Genomic DNA, 22,135 nt, shown 5'->3' on the forward strand with positions numbered 1-22,135 from the left:
TTTGGTGGGAACCCTCGCTTCACCCTGGGCCTCGAATAAGAGGCAAGTGCACCAATACCGCCAACTGCACCTTTTGTGGCGAGGGGATTTATCCCCGCGCCACAAGGTTTGATATTGGTCGCTCATCACTGCGTTGCGGCTGGCCTATCCGATACCCAAGGAGCAACGATGACCTTCACAACATGGGTAGCGGTGCTTGGCGCCGTGTTGCTGACCCTGGCCTTGACCTCCTCTTATCTGCGCTGGATGCCCGTCACCACCTCGGCGATGTGCCTGGTGCTGGGCGTCGCTATCGGGCCGCTGGGGTTGGACGTGCTGAAGCTGGACATCAGCGACTCGTCGGTCTGGATGGAACACCTCACGGAAGTCGCGGTGGTGTTTTCGCTGTTCGTCAGCGGCCTCAAGTTGCGCCTGCCCCTCAAGGACCGCACCTGGCAGGTGGCCTATGGGCTGGCCGGGCCGGTGATGATCCTGTGCATCGCCGGCCTGTGCCTGGCATTGCATTATCTGTTCGGGCTCGGTTGGGGTGTGTCGATGCTGATGGGCGCGATGCTGGCACCTACCGATCCGGTGCTGGCGGCGCTGGTGCAGGTCAACGATGCGCGGGATGACGACCGGGTACGTTTCGGCCTGTCGGGGGAAGCGGGACTGAACGACGGGACGGCGTTCCCTTTTGTGATCCTCGGCCTGTTGATGTTGCGTGAAGACGGCAGCGGTTTTCTCGGTGAATGGCTGTTGCACAAGGTCCTCTGGGCGGTGCCGGCCGGTTTGCTGGTCGGCTACTGGATGGGCCGCGGGATTGGCAAGTTGACCTTGTCGATGCGTATCAGGAATGCCGACAGTACGCTGTCGCCCAATGACTACCTGGCCCTGGCGCTGATTGCCTTGGCTTACGTCGTGGCCGAGTGGGTCCAGGGCTACGGCTTCCTCTCAGTGTTCGCCGCCGGCCTGGGGCTGCGCCAGGCTGAGGTCAAGTCCACCGATGAAGCGGCACTGCCGGCAGAACACCTGGTGCTACCGGTGGTGGGCCACGAAACCGTCGATCCCCAGCAGGCGGTCCTGGGTGATACCGAGTCGCTGGACGATGGTCAATTGGCCGCTGGGGTCATGATGAGCGACATGCTCGCGTTCGGCAGCCTGGTGGAGCGGTCGATGGAGGTGTTCCTGGTGACCCTGCTCGGCATCGTGCTGGCCAACCATTGGGATTGGCAGGCCTTGGCGATCGGTGCCTTGCTGTTTGCCGTCATCCGCCCGTTGAGTGTGCTGGCGATACCCTGGGGGCGATTGCTCGACAGACCGCAACGGCTGCTGATCGGCTGGTTTGGCATTCGCGGGATTGGCAGCCTGTTTTATCTGTTTTTCGCCTTGAACCATGACCTGCAACCGGAGGTGGCGCAACGGTGCATCAACCTCACTCTGTCGGTGGTGGCGTTGAGCATTCTGGTCCACGGTGTCACGACCCAACCGACCCTGGCATGGTATGAGCGCCACAAGCATTCGGGCTGAGGCAAGTGTGTCTCAACCGCCAGGATTGCCCATCTGGATATAGACCGAATACACCCCCAACAACACCCAGAAAGTGGCGAAGATCCAGGGCGTACGCACCGAGAACAGCAGCGACTTGCGGTAGCCTTTGTGCGTCGACTCCCGCTCGCTGAACAGCGGCGACTCGTCGTACGCCAGGCCCATCAAGGGTTCGGCGCGCAATAACTCGCTCTGCTTGAAATGCCAATGATCGATGATCTCGTAGGCCGCCTTGATGCCCGGCCAGGCATTGAGCGAACTCAAGAAACCCAGCAAGGCCAGAAATGGCGGCACGATCAGCGTGAACAACTTGCCCCACTCCGGGTTCAGGTTGGCCATGCACGAGGCGAATGCGATTACCAGGAAGGATTGGGCGGCCAGGTACGCGTCGGTCCGGTTGGCCAGGATGCTGGTTTCGTACTGGATCTCCCGGCGATAGAAATCCAGTCGTTCCTTGGGCGAACCAAACAGTTTGGCGTTGTGTTCCGTCAATTCTTCTTCCGGGGTTGGCCCGGTGAGTATTCTGGGCATTGGGGTGGCTGTGTCTCGGTGTTGATTCGGACTCATTAGAAGAACCCGGCGCGCGGCAAGTTCAAGCCAATGGATCAGAGACCGAAACGAACCACCTTGTGGCAAGGGGAACGAGTGCCTGTCATTTCATCGTTTGCGCAATGATCTGCACCAGGTCAATTTGCTTGAACGGCTTGATCAATCGAGGCAATTGCGTGGCGAAACCCTCCAGGCGTTCGGCATAACCGGTAGCCAGGATGATGGGTAGGTTCGGTTGGCGATCGCGCAACAGTTTCGCCAACTGCGCACCGTCCATCTGCGGCATGGCCATGTCGGTGATCACCAGGTCGATATCCGGGTTGCACTCGTGCAGCGCCAGTGCCTGGGCGCCCGATGGCGCGCAAAGGACCCGGTGCCCGAGGTCTTCGATCAGCAGGCGCGTGCTGGTGAGCACCAGGCTGTCATCGTCGACCACCAGCACTGTCAACTCGTCGACTGGCTGCGTCGTCTCCTGGATAGATGCTTTGCCCAGTGCCGGATTGTCAGCCACAGGTAGCCACAATTGCGCAGTAGTCCCAACACCTTTCTGGCTCCTGAGGGTCAGGCGGCCTCCCAACTGTTCCGCCAGGCCATGCACCATGGATAACCCCAGGCCGGTCCCCTTGCCGACCCCTTTGGTGGTGAAGAACGGCTCCACGGCCGAGGCCAACGTGGCCTCGTCCATGCCCTCGCCTTCATCGGTAATCGCCAGGCAAATGTAACGCCCGGGGGCCATCGGCTTGTCCGGGGCCGCATCACCCCCTTGCCACTCATCGGCAGTAATCAAGAGCTTGCCGCCATGGGGCATGGCGTCCCGGGCGTTGGTCACCAGGTTGAGGATCGCCAGTTCCAGTTGGTTGACATCGGCCAGCACTGGCGACAGCGCCTCGGCGAAACGGGTCTGGATGTGTATCGACGGGCCCAGGGAGCTTTGCAGCAGGCCGCTGATCCCCTGCACCAGGGCCGTCAGCTCGACCGATTCGTAGGTGAGTTTTTGCCGGCGGGCAAACGCCAGCATGCGCTGGGTCAGCGAAACCCCGCGCAGCGCGCCCTGGGTCGCGTTGTCTAGCAATTGAGTGAGTTTCGGCTCGTCGGGCATGCGCTTGCGCACGATTTCCAGGTTGCCAAGGATGACCGTCAACAGGTTGTTGAAATCATGGGCGATGCCGCCGGTAAGCTGGCCGATGGCTTGCAGTTTCTGGGATTGAAACAGCGCCTCGCGGGCCTGCTCGAGGGCCTGCTGGGCCTGGGTGGCATCGGTAATGTCGCGGGTGATCTTCGCAAATCCCAGCAGCATGCCGGTGTCGCTGCGGATCGCATCGATGATCACATGGGCCATGAACCGCGTGCCATCCTTGCGCATGCGCCAGCCCTTTTTCTCGAAACGCCCTTCGCTGGAGGCGATACTCAGCGCGCGTTGTGGTTCGCCAGCGTCGCGGTCCTCGGGGGTGTAGAACATCGAGAAATGCCGACCGATGGCTTCGGCCGGCAGATAACCCTTGATCCGCTGCGCCCCCAGGTTCCAGTTGGTGACCTGGCCTTGCGGGTCGAGCATGTAGATGGCGTAATCGGTGACGCTTTGCACCAGCAGGCGGAACTGCTGCTCGCTTTGCTTGAGGGTTTCCTCGGCCATCTTGCGATCGGTCAGGTCGCGGGTGATCTTGGCGAAGCCGAGCAAGGCGCCGCTCTGGCTGTCGATGATCGGATCGATCACCACATGGGACCAGAACAGCGTGCCGTCCTTGCGCACACGCCAACCCTCGCCTTCGAAGCGCCCTTCATGCACGGCCGTGTCCAGTGCTCGTTGCGGCAGGCCGGCGGCGCGGTCCTGATCGGTGTAGAAACGGGAGAAGTGCTGGCCGAGGATCTCGGATTCCTCGTAGCCCTTGAACCGCCTGGCGCCGGAGTTCCAGCTAGTGATGATGCCCGAGGGGTCGGTCATGTAGATGGCGTAGTCGACCACCGCGTCGATGAGCAGGCGAAAGCGCTGTTCCTCGTTCATGAGCAAGGTCTTGGAGTCTTTCTCGAGCATCTGGGCGGGGCATCCGTATGGACTTTTTTGCGGAGTATGGCGCAAGTCGGGCGCCAGGAAAATTCCTCAAGCCTTACACCCTGTGGGAGCGAGCTTGCTCGCGATAGCGGTGGGTCAGTTTGCATCAATGCTGGCTGACATTCTGCCATCGCGAGCAAGCTCGCTCCCACAAGGGGATTTGTGGGCCTCTTGAGTAACAGACCACCAGCGGGGCAACAAGTGCTGCACCCTCGCTTCGCCAAACCGATCGTCGATCAGCATCACCACCCCACGATCCTGCTGGGTGCGGATGACGCGGCCGGCCGCCTGTACGACTTTTTGCAAACCGGGGTACAGGTAGGTGTAGTCGTAGCCGTCGCCGAAGATCGCCGCCATGCGCTGTTTCATCTGCTCATTGACTGGGTTGAACTGTGCCAGCCCCAACGTAGCGATGAAGGCGCCGATCAGGCGTGAACCCGGTAAATCGATGCCCTCGCCAAATGCGCCGCCCAGTACCGCAAAGCCGATACCTTGGCTGTGTTCCATGAAACGATCGATAAACGCCTGCCGAGGGGCTTCGCCCATGCCGCGCGATTGCGTCCAGCGTTCGATCTGCGGGTAGCGTTCGGCAAACAGCCCGGCCACTTGCTGCAAATAGTCGAAGCTACTGAAAAAGGCCAGGTAGTTGCCCGGTCGTTCGCTGAACTGGCGGGCCATCAACGTGACAATCGGCTCCAGGGAGGCCTGGCGGTGGGCAAAACGGGTGGAGATGCGGCTGATAACCTGCACGTCCAGCTGTTCGGCCTTGAACGGCGACTCCACGTCGATCCACACCGTGTCGCCCGGCGTCCCCAACAAGTCCGCATAGTAGTGTCGAGGGCTCAGGGTTGCCGAAAACAGCACCGTACTGCGGGCGGCCGTCAGCCTGGGACGCAGGAATGCGGCCGGCACCACGTTGCGCAGGCACAGCGTAGACAGGCTGCGCTGACGACCAAGTTCGCGCTTGTGGATGTCGAACAAAAAATGCTCGTCGAAGGTTTCCGCCACCCGGCCAAACTGCAAGGCGTCGAAGTAGAACGCCTGCAATCCGCTGTCCAGGCCTTGGGGATGATCGTTGAGGTAATCGCCGATAGCCGTGGTACAGCTCGCCAGGGCCTGGAGCAGCTTTTCCGGCAGTTTTTCATAGGCCTGATAGGCCGCCACCTGGGGCGTATGCAAGGCGTTCCACTGGCGATTGATCCTGTCCAGGGATTTCTTCAGCGGTTCAGGGGCGGTTTTGCGCACGCTGGCCAGCGTGGCCTGGTCGAGGGTCGCGCTGTACATCTGCCGCCCGCGCTCCACCAGGTTATGGGCTTCATCCACCAAGGTCGCGACAGTCCAGCCGTTGGCCTGGGCCAGGCCGAAGAGCAACGCGCTGAAGTCGAAGTAATAGTTGTAGTCGGCCACCACCACGTCGGCCCAGCGGGCCATTTCCTGGCTGAGGTAATACGGGCAGACCTCATGGGCCAGCGCAATCTCGCGCAACGCCGCCTGATCGAGCAACGTGACCTGGCTCGCCGCTGCCCGGGCGCCCGGCAAGCGGTCGTAGAAACCACGGGCCAGCGGGCAGGATTCGCCATGGCAGGCCTTGTCCGGGTGTTCGCAAGCCTTGTCCCGAGCGATCATTTCCAACACCCGCAATGGCATTGACGACGCGCCGTGGGTGATCACGCGCGCCGCATCCAGGGCCAACTTGCGCCCCGGGGTTTTCGCCGTGAGGAAGTACACCTTGTCCAGTTGCTGCGGTGCCAGGGCCTTGAGCAGCGGGAACAGCGTGCCAACGGTCTTGCCAATGCCCGTGGGTGCCTGGGCCATCAGGCAGCGGCCAGTGCTGACGGCCTTGAACACCGATTCGGCCAGGTGCCGTTGCCCCGGCCTGAAACCCGCATGGGGAAAAACCAGCGATTGCGCGCCGAGGTTGCGCGCCTGTCGATGGGCCATTTCCTGTTCGGCCCAGGCCAGGAACAACGCGCATTGCGTTTCGAAGAAGGCTTGCAGTTGTGTCGCCTCGAAACGTTGGGTGATGCAGGTTTCCTTTTCGCTGACGATGTCGAAGTACACCAAGGCCACGTCGATGTGCGGCAATTGCAGTTTTTGGCACATCAACCCGCCGTAGATTTTCGCCTGGGCCCAATGCAACTGGCGATGATTGGCCGGCTGCCCGGCCAGGTCGCCCCGGTAGGTCTTCACTTCTTCAAGGCAGTGGCGAACGGGGTCGTAGCCATCGGCCCGGCCTTTGACTGCGAGTGTCTGGTAATGACCTTCGAGGGCCACTTCAGCCTGATAACCCTCGCTGCGCCGCGAGGCCACGGTGCGATGGCCGGCGATGCCTTCCAGAGCCGTGGGCGACGGTGTGAAGCGCAGGTCAAGGTCACCCACCTTGGCGGTGAACTCACATAATGCCCGCACGGCGATGCTGTAGCTGGGTGTTGGGGTCATGCGGCCCCATCGCGAGCAAGCTCGCTCCCACAGGTGATCGGTGGTGACTCATACCCTGTGGGGGCATCTGCCCATTGCACATAGCAAACGGCAACGGGCATCTGGTGTTCATGACAGAACTCCAGCCAGCGCAATTGGTTGTCTTGCAGCCGATCGCCAGGGCCTTTGACTTCGATCATGCGGTAGGTCTTGTGCTGCGGCCAGAACTGGATCAGGTCCGGCATGCCGGCGCGGTTGGCCTTGATGTCCTGCAGAAGACGCTGGAACCAATGCTTGAGATGCACGGCTGGCAGGCAATCGAGGGCTTGCTCCAGCAAGGGCTCGGACAGCGCGCCCCAGAATACGAAAGGCGACTGCACCCCCCACTTTTCGGCGTAGCGACGGCCGATGGTCTGCCGATAGCGGCCATCGTCCAACTCTGCCAGGCAGGCCGCAAACAACTCGGTGCGACGGGCGTGAAAATCTTCGTGGAGCAGGTCCACCGGCCCGCGTTGGAACGGGTGGAAAAACGCGCCCGGCAACGGCGCGAAGATCGCCGGCCAGCACAACAGGCCGAACAGCGAATTGATCAGGCTGTTCTCGACGTAATGCACCGGCGCGGTTTCGTCGTGCAGGTGGGCCTGGACGTGGTACTCCACCGACAAGGTCGGATCGACGCGAGGCAGTTGCAGCTCCAGGCGCTCCACTTCCCGGGCCATGCTGCGTGGCACTGGCGGGCCGCCCAACTTGCGCCGCAGGCGCGGGACGATCCGCAGCAAGGCCTGGTTTTCGGCGGCACTTTGCGGTGCCTGCATCGCCACCTCACCCAGTTCAAGGGCCAGGGCGTATTCGCCGATGCGCTCCAGCACCCGGACCATCCGCAACCGCGCCCCCGGATAAGTGCAATCTCGATAGATGCCCAAGGCCAAGGCGAAGTCCCCGATGCGCTCGCCGTGCTGGCCGATCAGGAACAACAGCTTGCCCCGACGCCGCTCCAGCCACGGATTGTCCGGGGACAGCTCGTGGACTTGGGCGACGATCTCTTCCAGGGGCTCGCCGGCTTCGAAGCGCTGCTGGCAGTCGTGCAGAAACAGGCAGGCATCGACATCTTCACGGCTGCGCAAGCCCCGCGACTCGGCGCTGAACTTGACGGTTTCGTAGGTGAAGATGCCCAGGTCAGCCAGGACGAATTCCGACCAATCCTGGTAAAGGTTGCCGAAAAACATCAACCGCAGCCGGTCACACAGATTCATGATCGTCAGGCTGTAGAGCCGGTCGTCCAACTGCGGGCACCAGGCATCGAACGGCTGGGGCGGGTTGAAGCGTTCGTCCAAGGCCTGGAGCCATTCGGTCTTTTTCGCCTTGGGGTGTTCGATCAGGTGGCCCAGGCACAGGAGAATTTCCGGCTTGAGCAGCACCTCGAACAGTTCGACGAGCCCGATGGGGGCCTGTTCTTCGACCCAACCCAGCGCCAGCAATGGCGCGACGGCGGCACCGATGTCGCCAATTTCCGGGTAATGCAGCTTGCTATGACGAAACCGTAGCCCCTTGCGCATCACCATCCGCACCAGCAAACCCTGGGCGCCACGCGGCAGCGCTGCGAAGTGGTCGATGAAGCGCTGCTCGTCGGTGCTGAGCACATCGGCATAACGCTGCGTCAACCAGGCGAGCACCTGCTGGAAGTTGTTCAGGTAGTAAAACGGATCGTCGAGGGAACGGACTGCCACGGAAAGAACGCCAAGGATATCGGATACTGGTTATGCATACAGATAACAGCTGTAAACCAGCCAGGCAACAGCAAAAGATGAACGGTCTCCTATATTTAAGGTGAAATCCTTCAGCTAGCGATGAACTTTCCTACGGCAAGCGAGACCAAAGGCGGTTGACTAATGTGATGGCGCGGTCGAATCAGTTGCTCCGTGTCCTTTTGATTGAGAGGTTATGGTTATGAACATCAGGTTTCTGGGCCTGCCCATGGTCGCCGTGGCATTTCTGGCACTGGCTGGCTGCGCGTCGCCAACCGTGGTGACCTTGCAGAACGGTACCCAGTATTTGACCAAGGACACCCCCAATACCCGCACCGCCGACGGTTTCTACGAGTTCGAGGATATTTCCGGCAGGAAAGTCCGGGTCCGCGCCGATGATGTGGCAACCATTCGCAAGGAAGACTGAGTTCGCCTGATACATCGCCATCGCGAGCAAGCTCGCTCCCACAAAGGTTCGGCGGTGAACACAAATCCTGCGTACACCCAAAATCCCCTGTGGGAGCGAGCTTGCTCGCGATAGCGGTGGATCAGTCACAGTGCTAAGTGCCGGCCCAATCGCGAGCAGGCTCGCTCCCACAAGGTCCGGCGGTGAACACAAAGACTGCAAACACCTGTGAACCCCGGTGGGAGCGAGCTTGCTCGCGATAGCGATATCAGGCGAACACGATCCCTTCGCCGCCAACCTGACCGAGACCAACCCCCACGAGGGTCACGGAACTGTCGCCGACCTTGAGCAAGGTGTCGCTGCCCACTTGTGACAGGTACTGGCTGTAGTCATGCCCCGTCCCGGCGCCGGGTACACCGAGGAACACCAGCTTGTCCCCGGCCTCGTAACCGCTGATCCGGTCCTGGCCGAAGGCGCCGTTGAAGAGAAAGGTGTCACTGCCGGCTCCCGCTTGCATCTGGTCATTGCCGGCACCACCGACGAAGGTGTCGTTACCCGCGCCGCCCACCAACACATCGTTGCCGTCCTGGCCGAACAGCCAGTCACCCTTCGCCCCCGCCACCAGGGTGTCGTTGGCCGCGCTGCCCTTGATCGAGGAGGCATACGCCGTCAGGCTGGCGCCGGCCACCAGGCCATTGGCGGTGACGCTGTGGCTCACCTCATCCTTGAGCAGCCCCCAGAACAACCCGGACTCTTTGCTGACCAGCGTGCCGATGTCGCGGGTGATGCTGATCGCGCCATGGGCGTCGCGCATATACAGCGTCCCGGCCCCGTCATGGGCAAAACTGAAAGCCTTCACCGACTGCTGCAGTTGCAGGCTGTTGCTGCCCTGCCCGCCCACGATCACGTTGTAGCCGCCGCCATCGCGAAAGGTGTCATTGCCAGCACGGCCTTCCAGGTAGTCGTTGCCCTGGCCGCCCTGGATCAGGTCATTGCTGTCGCTGCCGATGATGAACGTGCTGCCGGTGTGGGTTTCCGCATTGCGGTTGAGGTCCTGCACCCAGGTATTGGCACGCGCGGGGTCCGACAGGTTGGCGACGAGGATGGTGGAGTCTTTTTCGGTGAGGTCGTAGAACACCGAGCCCATGATCCGGCCCATGCCATCGCCATAGCCGGTAGGCAGGTGGGAAATCCAGGTGGGGATGTTGAGAATGGAAAAAGGCAACACGTTCCATGCCGTCGAAGCGTAGTGGTCGTTGAAGCTGACGATGTTGTTGGTGGTCGATGCCTGTTGCCCATCGTGCACCCCCACCGATGCGAGGTTGAACGTCGAGCCGTCCAGGGCGCGGAACACCGGATCGTTCTCGTAACCGATGTTCAAGACCTTATCGGTACTGCTCTGGGTTGGCGAGGCGTAGGCAATGTAGTTGGCACTGGAGTAGAACCCTGACCATTGGCTCGCGCTCAAGTCTGCCAGGCTGTTGACCGCCAGCCCGCCCAGGCTGTGGCCGCTGACCAGCACGTCGTTGCCCGCCAGGCCATGGGCCTGGGCAAACTTGGCGACGTCCCCGAGCAGGTTGCCAAAGGCTTCGCCGACGTAGTTTTTTGCATAGTCCTTGGGGCCCAACGCGGCCATCAGGTCGTTGATCACGTCGCCGATGGAATCGCCAATCAAGTTTTCCCGAGGGCCGCTGGTGCCGCGAAACGACACGCCGATTTCCTGCAAGTGCCCCTCGGCGTCGTACTTGCCGAGGATCTCTACCTGCGCGGTGGTGTAGCCAGCCTTTTCACCGAAAAATGTCCCGCGTCCATCCACCTTGCCGGCGTAGCCCAGTTGCGCGGCGCTGATGGGCGTCCAGCCGGCCTTCTGGACCGCCTCCAGGGCCAGTTTTTCCGAGTCGGGGTTCCACGGCACGCCGGGAATCACCCCTTGAGAGTCGGTGCCCCCCAGCAGTGCAGTGACCAGGGTCGCCGGCAGGCCGGCACCGAAGCCGTTGTGCTGGTAACCGGCGGCAAAGCCATTGTCGAGGTTGTGGTAGGAATACAGCATGATCGCCATTGCGTCGCTGACCAGAGCCTTGGATTCGGCTGTACCGAAGTTCTTGTAGTCGTAGATACCCATGGTTGTTGCTCTCTGTTGTTGTTGGAATGCGGGAACCGGGTGGTAAGACTTCCTTGCGCCTGGTCAGAACTGCCAATCCAGCGTCAGGCCCACGCCATGGGTTTTATCCCGGGAGCCGAGCAAGCCGTTGTAATCAAGGTTGACCCGCACATCCTTGGCGACCGCAAGCCCCGCACGGGCACCGACCACAGCGGCGTTGCGGTCCATGGACACGCTCTGCACCGCGAAGGTGTTGCTGCTGCCGGCAAATGCCAGGTCCTGTTCGGACGTGGTGCTGCTAAGGTTGTGCTGCCAGCCGAGGGAGCCGGACAGCTGCAGTTGCTGTTGATCCGACAGGGCCAGTGTGTGGCTGGCCCGCACGCCCAGGGTCGAGAGCACGGCATCGCGACGGTCGTCGCCAGCGTGCAGGGCTGCGTTGTCGCCTTTCTCATGGAAGCCGTCGCTGTCCAGGTGCACATAGGCCAGGTTGGCAAACGGCTCCAGGGCTAACGGTTGCAAATCCAGGCGATACGCCGCTTCGGTGAAAAGTTGGGTGGTCCGGGCATCGCGCTTGGTTTTCTCCCGGCCACTGACGTCCCCCCATTGCAGGTCCCGCTTGACGTCGATGCGGTGCCAGCTGTGGGCGCCGCCGACGGTCAGGCGCAGCGCGTCGACTTCATGCCCCAGGTAGACGCCCAGGTGATAGCTGTCGGCCTTGGCCGAGGAATGGGTGCCGTCACCCATGCTCAACGAACTGTCGCTGTAACCGGTGACGAAGCCTAGTCGCGTCTGGTCGCTGATCAGGCCGTCGACACCGGCCAGCAAGCCACCGATGGCGCTGGTTGTACTGGCTTGGTCATGTCCACCGTCGTTCTTGCCCCAAGCGCCCAACACCTTGAACCAGGCATTGCTGCTGGCATCGGTCGGCGTACCGGCGTCGTACAATGCGTCCTGGCGCAGGCGATCCCCCACGGCGTCGCGTACTTGGCGGCTGTCATTGATCAGCAGCGTGCCGATGGCCGGATGGATTTCACCGGACAGTTGTTGGAATGCCTGTTGCGCCACGACGGCGCTGGGCGAAAGCAGCAAGGCTTCGTAGAGTCCGTTGCCCGCGCCCAGTTGTTCGGCGGCCGAAGCGACGGAACGCTGGTTAGGCGTCAGGCCGAGGCTGGCAAATGACGCATCGTTACGCTCGACCACCAGTTGAATGCCACTGGCGCTGTACGCCAGGTCGCCCCCCAGAAACGCATAGTTGGGCAAGACTTCAGCAAAGCGCCCGTCAATACCATCGGCGGCCTGCAGGATATTGAACTGCCTGCCCAGCAGGCTTTTCACTTCGCCGGCCGTCAGCAGTGTCGGGCTGTTTTCCAGGGACAACGACACCGTCGCCCCGTCAATCGACGCCTTGCCATCGGCCACGATCAGGTCGCTGGCGGTGGGCGAAACTTGCACCGCATAGTTCGAACCGGGCTGGAACGTCACATCGCCGGCCACTTGCAACGTGCCGATGGAGTTACCTGGCGCCACGCTGGCGCCGCGGTTGGCGGTCAGGCTGGCGATGCGCCCGTTGCCGCCGAGGATGCCGCCGTCATTGACCGTAACGGCCGACGCCAGCGAACCATTGATTGCCAGTCGCCCTTGGTTGACCAGGGTTGGCCCGCTGTAGGTGTTTGCGCCAGTGAGCACCAGGGTGCCGATGCCCTCCTTGGTCAGACCGCCGTGGCCGGCGATATCGTTGCGCCAAACGTCCAGGCCACATTGGATGCCACTGCACACCCGCTCGGTGGATTTGCCGGCATCGATGAGCGCGCCAATGCCCGGCAGGTCCACCACGAACTGGCCGGAGCCATAAGCGCCGTCGATGCGAAATGCTTCGGGAATGTCCTGCTCGGTCACCAGCATCGCTGGACCGTCGATGGCCTTGCCCAAGTTGATCATGCCCCAGCCGTACAACGCATCGACACCCGGCGCCCCCATGTCGGTGGCGGTGGTGCGCAGTACGCTGGCGACCTGGGCGCCGGTCATGTATGGGAAGCGCTCCATCAATACCGCCACGCTGCCGGCGACATGAGGCGCGGCCATGGAGGTGCCGCTTTTGTTGGCGTAGCCGACGGTCAGGTCGTCGGCACCGGTGCCGCCGATAACGGCACTGTAGACTCGGGTGCCCGGTGCCGACACGCAGAAACTGGCGGTGTAGCCGCAGCGTGACGAGAAGGTACTGATGGTGTATGGATCGGCGCTGGCGGTGTCCGGGTTGACTTGCAGCGCCGCCACGGTGAGCCAGTTCGGCGCGATGTCCGGCACAAAGTACGCCAGGCCCGCAATGGCATCGGGGTTATTGAGGTTGTAGTCGTTGCCGGCGGCGAAGATCGTCACGATCCCGCTGCGGGCCGCGGCGATGGCACCCTCGTAGGCGCCGCCGGGCTTGGTGCCCAGCAGCGGCTTGATCTGGTCGAATTGCAGTTGCGCGTCCTGCACGGTGAAGTGCGGGAACGCCGGATCGCGGCCGCCCTGGTCGAAACGATCAGTGATGCCGATGCCCCAGCTGTTGTTGATGATGCGTGCGCCGCTGGCGATCAACGCGTCCCAACCGGCCTTGTACACCGCGCCATCGTTGCCGCGAATGATCCCGTCTTCGGGCCCCGGGTCGCCGTTGTCGGCGCTGATGATCTGCGCATCGAACGCCACGCCGTGCATCGGGCTGCCGTCGCGGCTGCCGCCGGCGATCCCGCCGACATGGGTGCCGTGGGAACCGAGCTTGCCGTCGGAGCCGACGGTGGGCGAACCGTCGTAGCGGAACGGATCGCCGGCCTTCACTGGGATGTAGGGGTCGGTGTATTCGCGGATGCCGCTGGTGACCAGGGTCACGACTTTATCGGTGCCGGAGAACTCTGGATGGGCCGCATAGACCGGCTGGTCGAAGATCCCCAGCTTGACGCCCTTGCCGGTATACCCGGCGGCGTAGGCCTGCTGCGCGTTGATTGCCCCCAGCCCCCATTCGGCGTTGAATTCACTGCTGCGCCAACTGTCCGGGTTGCCCGCCCTGCCGCTCTCGACATAAGGCGTCGCCTGGGCCGTGCCCAAGGTCGCCAGGGCGCAGAGCATGGAGTGGTTGAGGGTCTTGAGCAGAAACACGCGGCCCGTCTGTCCGGGCTGTTTTTTGTTATCGATTTTCATCACGAACCATCCTTAGTTGTTGCAGAAATCCTTTGGCTTGCACGACCTGACGGGACTTGCCCACCTTCTTTGGTTGACCTTGCTTTATGGCCTGCCCTGGCTTTTGTGGCGAGGGAGCTTGCTCCCGCTCGAGTGCGAAGCGCTCGCAGGCTTTTTTTGGGGCCGCTACGCAGCCCAGCGGGAGCAAGCTCCCTCGCCACAAAAGCATCCTCGCTGTCATTGAATATCTGCCCGGGACACAAACGCCTCATCCACCTTCGCCAGGTCCTGCGGGCCGAGGGTGCCGGCGTAGTAATGCAGCTTGGTCCAGGCCATGAGGTAGTCATAACGGGCCTGGGCCAGATCGCGGCGAGTGGTGTAGAGCTGTTGTTCGGCATTGAGTGCGTCGAGGTTGACCCGCTCGCCGCCAAGAATGCTTTGCCGGGTCGAGACCACCAGCGCTTCAGCGGAGCTCAGGGCCTTTTGATAAGCGCGCAGTTTGTTCGCCCCGGACACACAGGCGCTGAACTGGCGGCGCAATTCGATCAGCGTCTCGCGGGTCTTGGCATCGAGTTCGTATTCGGCCTGTTCCATGTTGCGGCTGGCCTGGCGGGTCGACGCCGAGACCCCGCCACCGGCGTACAGCGGCACACTGACTTCCAGGCCAATGGTGTTGGTGTCGTAGCGCTGGTTGTAGGTGTTGCCACTTTCCGATTCGTTCTGGCGCATCGTCGCGTAAGCGCTGACCTTGGGCAGGTGCCCGGCGCGGTTGCGCTCCACCTCGAAACGCGCCACGTCCACGGCTTGGCGCTGGGACGCCAGGCTGGGGTTATTGCTCACCGCCAACGCGTGCCAGGTGTCGAAACTGGCCGGCTGCAAGGCAAAGGTCTGGAAGGTGTCGTGCAACGGGGCCAGGTCGCCGATATCCAGGGCCGGGACGCCAATCAGCGAGCCCAGCTCGCGCAAGGCGGCGTCCTGCTCATCGCGTGCCTCGATCTCTTCGGCGATTGCCAGTTCATAGCGCGCCTGCGCCTCGAGGATGTCGGTGCGCGTACCTTCGCCCTGGCGAAACAGATGCTCGTTCTGGCGAAATTGCTGCTCGAACGCCTTTTTCTTGGCCTGGGCAATGTCGATCTGGTCCTGGGCGAACAGCGCCTGGGTGTAATGACTCAGCACCCGCACCAACAACTCCTGGCTCTTGCCACGAAAACTTTCGTCAGCGAACAACGCCTGGGCGACACCCTTGCGGTAGGCCGCGTACGCCTCGTAGTCCAGCAGCGGTTGTTGCAGCGTCAGGCTCGAGCCGTAGCTGCTGTAGTTGCGATCGTCATGCTGGCTGGCGCCGCGATCATTGAGGTACGTGACCTTGGACTGGTTGCGACCCTTGTTGTAGCTGTAGCCCAGGTGCGGCAACAGCCCGGCGCGGCCAATGGCGCGATTTTCCAGGCCCGCATCGCGCTCCTTGATCGCGCCCAGATAGACCGGGTCATTGCGCAGGGCCTGCTCGTAGAACTCGAAGGGCCCCATGGCCCAGGCGTTGTTGCACACGGAAACGGCCAGCACGGCCACCCAATAGAAACGCTTCATACCGCCGGACATCCTTATTCTTCGGTCAACGCAGAGCCGGCTCGATCGAGCAGCGGTTTGAACAGGTAGTTGAGCAACGAGCGCTCGCCCGTGCGCACGAACATCTCGGCCGGCATGCCGGGCTTGATCACCAGGCCGTTGAGTTTGTCCATCGCCACATCGCTGACGCTGCTGCGCAGGACGTAATACGGCGCGCCGGTCTTCTCATCGAGCATCTGATCGGCAGAAATCAAGCTGACTTCCCCCGGCACCCTCGGCGTGCGGTTCTGGTTGAAAGCGGTAAACAGGATGTCCACCGGCAAATGCGGGCCGACCTTGTCGATCAGGTGCACCGGCAAATGCCCTTCCACTTCCAACCGCGTGCCCTGGGGGACGATTTCCAGCAAGGTGTCGCCCTGGCGCACCACCGCGCCCTCGGTGTGCACCCCCAGGTTGACGGCGATGCCATCGGCGGTGGCGAGTATTTCGCTGTGTTGCAGCTCGAAGCCGGCGGATTTCAGTTGCTGTTGCAGGGTTTCGCTCTTGAGCTGGGCGTCGGCCAACTGGCTGCGCACCTCTTTCTGGTATTCCTCGTGATGCTGCTGCAGCTTGAGGCGCGACTCGACGATCCCCTGCTCCACTCGCCCGCTTTCGCCGCTGTTCTGCGCCAGTTCCTGCTGCACTTGTGACAGCTGGCGTTGATAGTCCAGCAAGCGGTTGCGCGGGATGTAGCCGTTGTCGGCCAAGGGTTGCAAGTTGCCCAGTTGCAGGCGCAGGGATTCGGCCTGGGCGGTCAGGTCGCTGCGGGCCCGGCGCATGCCCGCCAATTGCGCCGCGGCGCCTTCGATGCTGGCGCGCAATGCCGCCTGCTCCTGGGCGAAGGCTTCGCGGCGGCTGCTGAACAGTTGCCGCTGGCCTTCAAGCACCAGGGCCAGGTGTGGGTCAGGATCGCGACTCAGCTCAGCCGGGAAATTCACCTGCAACAGGTTGTCCCGCTCGCTTTGCCAACGCGCCAGGCTCGCCCAGGTCATCCGGTACTGCGCCTGCAGCGATTGCACATCGGCGGCGGCCTGGGTCTGGTCCAGGCGGAACAGCGGCTGGCCCTGCGTCACCGCTTCGCCTTCGCGCACCAGGATCCGGCTGACCACACCGCTGCTCATCGACTGCACCGCCTTGCGCTTGCCTGAAACCACCACGGTGCCCTGCACGGGGATGCCCTGGTCCAGCGGTGCCAGGCTGGCCCAGGTGAAAAAACTGCCCGCACCAATGAGCGCCAACGCCCAGCCGATGCGGGTGAAGAAACGAGCGTCGCGCTCCGAGTGCTCAATGTCCTGGGAATGTTCGAGATTCATGTCGCGCTCCTGGCTCATGCGCCACCGGGTTTGCTGGTGGCCTGGTACTGGCGACTCATGCTCAGTCCGTTGGGGGTCGCCTGGGGACTGTTCGGCGGTGAGCTGCGCGGCGCGTTGTCCTGTGGGCCTGACTGGCCGGAAAGCGCCCGCAACACCTGCTGGCTTGGGCCGAAGGCTTGTAGCCGGCCTTCGTCGAGCACCAGCAACTTGTCGGCCTGGGCCAGTGCCGAGGAACGATGAGTGACCAGCACGACGCTGGTGCCCTGGGCCTTCATCTGTGCGATGGCACTGGCGAGCGCCGCTTCGCCAACCGTGTCCAGGTTGGAGTTGGGTTCGTCGAGTACCACCAGGCTCGGCCGGTCGTACATCGCCCGGGCCAGGGCGACCCGTTGTTTCTGCCCGCCGGACAAGCCACCGCCGCCCTCCCCCAGCACCGTGTCATAGCCTTGGGGCAGGCGCAGGATCAGTTCATGGACCCCGGCCTGCTGCGCGGCGGCGACGACTTTTTGCGGATCGGCTTGACGAAACCGGGCGATGTTCTCGGCAATGCTGCCGCTGAACAGCTCGATGTCCTGGGGCAGATAGCCGATGTGCGGGCCGAGTTGCTCACGATTCCAGCGATGAATGTCAGCCCCGTCGAGGCGCACCGTACCCCCGAGGGTCGGCCACACGCCCACCAGGACTCGGGCCAGGGTGGACTTGCCGGAACCGGACGCCCCCAGCACACCGAGCACTTCTCCGGCAGCCAAGCTGAAACTGACCTGCTGCAACGTCGCGTTGCGTTGTCCTGGTGGTCCCGCGCTCACTTGTTCGAAACTCACCTGGCCTCTGGGCGCTGGCAGCGTCATGCCCTCATCCTGGGGCGCAAATGCCTGCAACAGCGCGTCTAGACGCCGGTAAGCCAGCTTGGCGCCGCTCCACTGCTTCCACACGGCAATCAACTGGTCGATGGGGCTCAACACCCGTCCCATCAGGATCGAACCGGCAATCATCATCCCGGCGGTCATGTCGCCCTTGATTACCAGCAGTGCGCCCAAGCCCAGCACCAGCGATTGCAGGCACAGGCGCAGGGTCTTGCTCAAGGCGCTGATTACCGCGCCGGTGTCGCTGGCCTGGTTCTGCAGGCCGAGAAACCGTGAGTGCACGGCGAACCAGCGGCTGCGCAGCGCCCCGAGCATGCCCATGGCCTGGATCGTCTCGGCGTTGTGCAAATGGCTGGTAGCCAATTGACTGGATTGTTGCGAGTAGACGCTGGCCTGCCCCAAGGCTTTTTTGGTCATGGCCTCGTTCAGGCAGGCCAAGCCGATCAGCACCAGCGTGCCGACGGAGGCAAACACGCCGAGCCACACGTTGAACAGGTAGATCACCAGCAGATAGATGGGAAACCACGGCGCGTCGAAGAACGCGAACAGCGCCGGCCCAGTGAGGAATTGGCGAATATGCGTGAGGTCGCCCAGGGATTGCCCGGCGTTGCCTTCACCCTGGCGCAGATTGCGCTCGAACGCGGCCTTGTACACCTGCAGATTGAAACGTCTCTCCAACTGGCTCCCGATGCGGATGACCACGAAGCTGCGCACCATTTCCAGCAGCCCGATGAACACGAAGAAGCCCACTACCATCAACGACAACATGGCCAGTGTGGTCTCGTTCTGTGATGACAACCCACGGTCATATACTTGGAGCATATAAATCGAAGGCGCGAGCATCAGGACATTAATCAGCGCGGTAAAGCATCCAACACTGATCAGAATATTTTTATAATCGCCCAGCGCTTTAAACAGCGGCGCCGCAACAACGTTCCTTACCCTATTCATCATCTTCCTTGCTGCTGGCTAAGCCTGCGAACGGGCCCTATTCAACTTACCAATCTTGGTATTTCCATTCGGCCCAGGCAGAAACGCACGACTGTTTAAACAAGCGCACTTCGATCAAGGCTCAACTGAACTCACTCGTTAATGAGCACGCTGGGATTTATTGCGCTCAAACCTGAGTATCAAACCGGACTTCAACGTCATTTGATAATGATCTCCCTGACGCATCCCCAAGTGAGTCCTGGAGTCTTGTTTGCCAATCAGGGAAAGTCCGTCGGGTTCGGTGAACCAACGAACCGGTTCATCCCCCAGCCATTGGCCCAGGCACTCGGTTTGCCCGCCCAGGGTCTGGTCCGCCTTGAGTTCGACGAGGCAACTGTTGGACGGTTTGTCCTGCATCGCCTGGGTTTGCGCATTGTCCTGCGGGCTCGACAAAACGGCCTGCCATTGACCGGCCAACTGCGAGGGTTCTGCTAACAACAGGCTGCGCGCCATGGCGACTTCTCCACAAAACATCATCAGCGTAGCGAGCAACCCGGCGGTTGCCTGGACGCTACTGGGCATGAATTTTCTACGCATATCTTCCATCCTGGCCGGGATCCCGCAGGAGCATCCGCCCCCACGGGACAGGGACATCAGGCCACGATATCCGAGACCGCTGCCTGGCCCACGGTGCTGACCAGGAAGTCAGCCACGCCGTGCCCGGAGAAGTCCACCGACAGCAGGCTGTTGCTACCCGATGTCGACAACACCGCATCGCCCGCCGCACCGGTGAATGCGCTCACGAAATGCAGGCCCGCACCCTTGGTGATGCCGGTCAGGTCGATCTTGTCCAGGCCACTGATGAAATCGAGGATCTGGTCCGTCGCCCCGGGCCGCGAATCGGAACTGGCGGCGAACACGAACGTGTCCGACCCCGAGCCACCCCAGAGCTTGTCGGCACCGCCGGCCCCCCAAAGGATATCGTTGCCCGCGCCGCCCTTGAGCTCGTTGGCCACCGTGTTGCCGATCAGCAGGTCGCTGCCCGAGCCGCCGATGGCGTTTTCGATGACGGCACCCTTGGCGATGGAGACGTTGCCTACCATGCCGCCAACATCGGAGAACGAGGCATCATTGAGGTTGATTTTCTGGTTCTGGGTAAAACCGGAGAAATCCAGGGTATCGCGACCGCCCGCATCCCATACCGAAAACACCACTTTGTCCGACGACGAAGACGCACTGAGAAAATCGCGACCGGTGTTGGCGTTGAAACCGTAAGTCGAGTCGCCGGTACGGGTCGTGGTGTTGGCACCGTAGAGCTTCTGGATGGCCGCGATGTCATCCATCAATGGACCGGAGGCGTAGGCTTCGACGCCGCCCTTGCTGAAGTTCTGGTCGGTATTGCTTTCACTCCAGTAACTCATGACGCTGTAGCCACGGGTGTCCTGGCCATAAGTGGCGTCATCGTAGGTCGGGCTGCCTTCGCCAGCGTTGTAGTCACCCGGGTGGGCCAGGCCGAGGGTATGACCAATTTCGTGGGTCAGGGTCTGGCGGCCGTAGTTGTTCAGGTCCGGGGTCTTGTTCTGGGTGTAGCTGCTGTTGATCAGGTACCAGGAGGTCCCGTCATAGCCAGCACCCGTCCCCGGCAGATAAGCGAACGCCGCCGCGCCATCCTGGCCGCCGCTGTAGTTGCCGAAGGTCATGTGGCCATCGCCGCCGCTGGCTTTTTCAGTGAAGGTCACATTGGCTACGTCCGCCCAGGATTGCATGGCCAGGGCTGCCTGGCCTTTCTGCTGCGCGCTGAACTGGCTGAAACCACTGATCCCATGCTTGTTCATGGTGCTGGAAGAGGCGGAAGTCAGGAAGGTGTAGGTCAGCTCGATCTTGCCGCTGCCGTCCCGGTCCTGGTAAGCCGCGCCGTCGCGCAGCAACTGAGTGGCCGCCTCGTCGACAGAGTACGACGGTTTGCCGTTGACGGTCAGGTTACCGCCGCGGTCGTATTGGTGGCTGAAACTATTGATCTGGTTGAATGCGTTACTGGGAGCCGCCAATGATTGCGGCGCCCAGAGGAGTTGTTCGGCAGAATCAATAGCGCTGCTTTTGACTTTCGACATAAACACACTTCCTTGTTTGCAAATGGAACAGATTTAGTCTGACAGGCGATCTCTGGCGAGATCGTCCTATCACTCGCCCAATGAGGACGTAAGAAACCTGACACAATTGGAAATCAAACGTCTAGCAATTTTTTTCGTTCGATTTCACACCCTGTCCTCACACCCCATAAACAATAGGGTTCTGCCGCGTTAGTGCTCACGTTCAATCGTCCGAGTTACGGATTGTCGGACAAAATTCTATTTAAATATTAAATATGGATAACTAATCTTCTGCGAAGGATGTCGCACTTTCGCCAACTAAGTGCCAGCGAAATGCTATTAATCAATATCTACTAAATCTCTACTGTTTTACGTGCGCACACTTCTCGCAGACAACCTCGAAGCCAACGATGCACAGGGTCGGCGTCCATCCGCGGATGCCAGAGCATGGCGATCGTGAACCCGGGTACGGGAAACGGCAGCGCAAAACTGTGCAGGCCGACCCGCAGGCTCGTGGTGTAGCGTTCAGGCACGCTGGCGATCAGGTCACTGGAGCGGGCCAGCCCCAGTGCCGAGGAAAAACCTGGCACGGTGGTGACGATTTCCCGGGACAGATTCAGAGCCGCCAGGGCCTGGTCGATGAGACCATGATCCAGGCCACGCATCGAGACACCGACGTGCCCGCCTGCGGCATAACCGGCGGCGCTCACCGCTGCCTGGCTTAGCGGGTGTCCCGCGCGCACCACGCCAATCAAGCGGTCGCCGAACAACGCCTGGGTTCGCAGTTCCGGGCTGGTGTCCTTATCCACGACAGCGGTCTCCAGGTCCACGGTGCCTTCGCGAAGCGCAGTGCTGTCCCGGTCGGTCTTTTCCACAAAACGCAGGCGCACGTCGGGCGCTTGCTCGTGGATACGAGTGATCAGTTCGATGGCAAAGTTTTCCACGAACCCTTCACGGGTACGCAACGTGAAAGTTCGGCTCAAGCGCCCAAGATCCGGGGTCGTCACTGGCCGTAGCACGGCCTGGACCTGCTGCACCAGATGGCTGACCTGTTCGCGCAACTCCAGCGCGCGGGGTGTCGGCACAAGCCCTCGCCCGGCCCGAACCAACAGCGGGTCGCCGGTGGTTTCACGCAGCCGTGCCAGCGCCCGGCTCATGGCCGACGGACTGAGGTGCAAGCGCCGGGCGGCCCTGGCCACACTGCCTTCCGAAAGCAACACATCGAGGGTGACGAGCAGATTGAGGTCTGGCGAGGACATGGCGGTATCTCACATTGCACAGATGGCGTTTGCTGCAGCTATAACATGCAAATGCTGCGTCTTCCGCCATGTTATGCCCAGGCGTAACGTTCTGACAGCTCCGTTTCGAGCGCCACGGATACAGGT

The 22,135-nt window shown here is 61.8% G+C and carries 14 protein-coding genes; 2 read left to right on the top strand and 12 right to left on the bottom strand.

What is annotated here, in order from left to right:
- Window positions 1–168: 168 nt before the first annotated feature.
- Window positions 169–1,506 (top strand): cation:proton antiporter, encoded by a 1,338-nt coding sequence (locus KI237_RS15140; protein ID WP_212800513.1) that lies wholly within the window; start codon window positions 169–171, stop codon window positions 1,504–1,506.
- 12 nt (window positions 1,507–1,518) lie between these two features.
- Here the strand turns inward: KI237_RS15140 and KI237_RS15145 are convergent, their stop codons facing one another.
- The 4 genes from KI237_RS15145 to KI237_RS15160 all read right to left on the bottom strand — a co-directional run bounded on the left by KI237_RS15145 (window position 1,519) and on the right by KI237_RS15160 (window position 8,268).
- Window positions 1,519–2,055 (bottom strand): hypothetical protein, encoded by a 537-nt coding sequence (locus tag KI237_RS15145; protein WP_212800514.1) that lies wholly within the window; start codon window positions 2,053–2,055, stop codon window positions 1,519–1,521.
- 121 nt (window positions 2,056–2,176) lie between these two features.
- Window positions 2,177–4,105 carry a hybrid sensor histidine kinase/response regulator gene (locus tag KI237_RS15150; protein ID WP_212800515.1) on the bottom strand — a complete coding sequence of 643 codons (1,929 nt, stop codon included), beginning with the start codon at window positions 4,103–4,105 and terminating at the stop codon, window positions 2,177–2,179.
- Between the two features lie 114 nt (window positions 4,106–4,219).
- Window positions 4,220–6,562, bottom strand: coding sequence for an ATP-dependent DNA helicase (locus KI237_RS15155; RefSeq protein WP_212800516.1), 2,343 nt, complete (start codon window positions 6,560–6,562; stop codon window positions 4,220–4,222).
- Window positions 6,559–8,268, bottom strand: coding sequence for a VRR-NUC domain-containing protein (locus KI237_RS15160; RefSeq protein WP_212800517.1), 1,710 nt, complete (start codon window positions 8,266–8,268; stop codon window positions 6,559–6,561). Before KI237_RS15160 ends, KI237_RS15155 begins: the two co-directional genes overlap by 4 nt.
- 220 nt (window positions 8,269–8,488) lie before the next feature.
- Here KI237_RS15160 and KI237_RS15165 point away from each other — a divergent pair, with 220 nt between their 5' ends.
- Window positions 8,489–8,713, top strand: a complete 225-nt coding sequence (locus KI237_RS15165) for a YgdI/YgdR family lipoprotein (RefSeq protein WP_003201785.1) — start codon at window positions 8,489–8,491, stop codon at window positions 8,711–8,713.
- 247 nt (window positions 8,714–8,960) lie between these two features.
- Here KI237_RS15165 and KI237_RS15170 read toward each other — a convergent pair whose 3' ends face one another.
- The 8 genes from KI237_RS15170 to KI237_RS15205 all read right to left on the bottom strand — a co-directional run bounded on the left by KI237_RS15170 (window position 8,961) and on the right by KI237_RS15205 (window position 22,009).
- Window positions 8,961–10,814: a polyurethane esterase gene (locus KI237_RS15170; RefSeq protein ID WP_212800518.1), complete on the bottom strand. Its 1,854-nt coding sequence runs from the start codon at window positions 10,812–10,814 to the stop codon at window positions 8,961–8,963.
- Between the two features lie 63 nt (window positions 10,815–10,877).
- Window positions 10,878–13,898, bottom strand: coding sequence for an autotransporter serine protease (locus tag KI237_RS15175; RefSeq protein WP_249410754.1), 3,021 nt, complete (start codon window positions 13,896–13,898; stop codon window positions 10,878–10,880).
- A gap of 288 nt (window positions 13,899–14,186) precedes the next feature.
- On the bottom strand, window positions 14,187–15,536 hold the full coding sequence (locus tag KI237_RS15180; RefSeq protein WP_212800520.1) for a TolC family outer membrane protein: 1,350 nt from the start codon (window positions 15,534–15,536) through the stop codon (window positions 14,187–14,189).
- 14 nt (window positions 15,537–15,550) lie between these two features.
- Complete coding sequence (locus KI237_RS15185; protein WP_212800521.1) at window positions 15,551–16,885, bottom strand: HlyD family type I secretion periplasmic adaptor subunit; 1,335 nt, start codon at window positions 16,883–16,885, stop codon at window positions 15,551–15,553.
- Entirely contained in the window at window positions 16,882–18,681 is a 1,800-nt protein-coding gene (locus KI237_RS15190; protein ID WP_212800615.1) for a type I secretion system permease/ATPase, read from the bottom strand. Before KI237_RS15190 ends, KI237_RS15185 begins: the two co-directional genes overlap by 4 nt.
- Window positions 18,682–18,819: 138 nt before the next feature.
- Entirely contained in the window at window positions 18,820–19,257 is a 438-nt protein-coding gene (locus tag KI237_RS15195; RefSeq protein ID WP_502936983.1) for an AprI/Inh family metalloprotease inhibitor, read from the bottom strand.
- A 56-nt stretch (window positions 19,258–19,313) separates the two neighbouring features.
- Window positions 19,314–20,771 (bottom strand): serralysin family metalloprotease, encoded by a 1,458-nt coding sequence (locus KI237_RS15200; protein ID WP_212795933.1) that lies wholly within the window; start codon window positions 20,769–20,771, stop codon window positions 19,314–19,316.
- A gap of 332 nt (window positions 20,772–21,103) precedes the next feature.
- Entirely contained in the window at window positions 21,104–22,009 is a 906-nt protein-coding gene (locus KI237_RS15205) for a LysR family transcriptional regulator (protein WP_212795934.1), read from the bottom strand.
- Window positions 22,010–22,135: the final 126 nt, after the last annotated feature.

Origin of the sequence: Pseudomonas sp. St316 (assembly GCF_018325905.1) — a bacterium.
GTDB lineage: Bacteria > Pseudomonadota > Gammaproteobacteria > Pseudomonadales > Pseudomonadaceae > Aquipseudomonas.

What these genes read in the sequence shown, in the direction of transcription:
- KI237_RS15140 (WP_212800513.1), top strand. Translation starts at nt 169, where the DNA reads ATGACCTTCACAACATGGGTAGCGGTGCTTGGCGCCGTGTTGCTGACC.
- KI237_RS15145 (WP_212800514.1), bottom strand. Translation starts at nt 2,055, where the DNA reads ATGCCCAGAATACTCACCGGGCCAACCCCGGAAGAAGAATTGACGGAA.
- KI237_RS15150 (WP_212800515.1), bottom strand. Translation starts at nt 4,105, where the DNA reads ATGCTCGAGAAAGACTCCAAGACCTTGCTCATGAACGAGGAACAGCGC.
- KI237_RS15155 (WP_212800516.1), bottom strand. Translation starts at nt 6,562, where the DNA reads ATGACCCCAACACCCAGCTACAGCATCGCCGTGCGGGCATTATGTGAG.
- KI237_RS15165 (WP_003201785.1), top strand. Translation starts at nt 8,489, where the DNA reads ATGAACATCAGGTTTCTGGGCCTGCCCATGGTCGCCGTGGCATTTCTG.
- KI237_RS15170 (WP_212800518.1), bottom strand. Translation starts at nt 10,814, where the DNA reads ATGGGTATCTACGACTACAAGAACTTCGGTACAGCCGAATCCAAGGCT.
- KI237_RS15175 (WP_249410754.1), bottom strand. Translation starts at nt 13,898, where the DNA reads ATGCTCTGCGCCCTGGCGACCTTGGGCACGGCCCAGGCGACGCCTTAT.
- KI237_RS15180 (WP_212800520.1), bottom strand. Translation starts at nt 15,536, where the DNA reads ATGAAGCGTTTCTATTGGGTGGCCGTGCTGGCCGTTTCCGTGTGCAAC.
- KI237_RS15185 (WP_212800521.1), bottom strand. Translation starts at nt 16,885, where the DNA reads ATGAGCCAGGAGCGCGACATGAATCTCGAACATTCCCAGGACATTGAG.
- KI237_RS15190 (WP_212800615.1), bottom strand. Translation starts at nt 18,681, where the DNA reads ATGAATAGGGTAAGGAACGTTGTTGCGGCGCCGCTGTTTAAAGCGCTG.
- KI237_RS15195 (WP_502936983.1), bottom strand. Translation starts at nt 19,257, where the DNA reads ATGCGTAGAAAATTCATGCCCAGTAGCGTCCAGGCAACCGCCGGGTTG.
- KI237_RS15200 (WP_212795933.1), bottom strand. Translation starts at nt 20,771, where the DNA reads ATGTCGAAAGTCAAAAGCAGCGCTATTGATTCTGCCGAACAACTCCTC.
- KI237_RS15205 (WP_212795934.1), bottom strand. Translation starts at nt 22,009, where the DNA reads ATGTCCTCGCCAGACCTCAATCTGCTCGTCACCCTCGATGTGTTGCTT.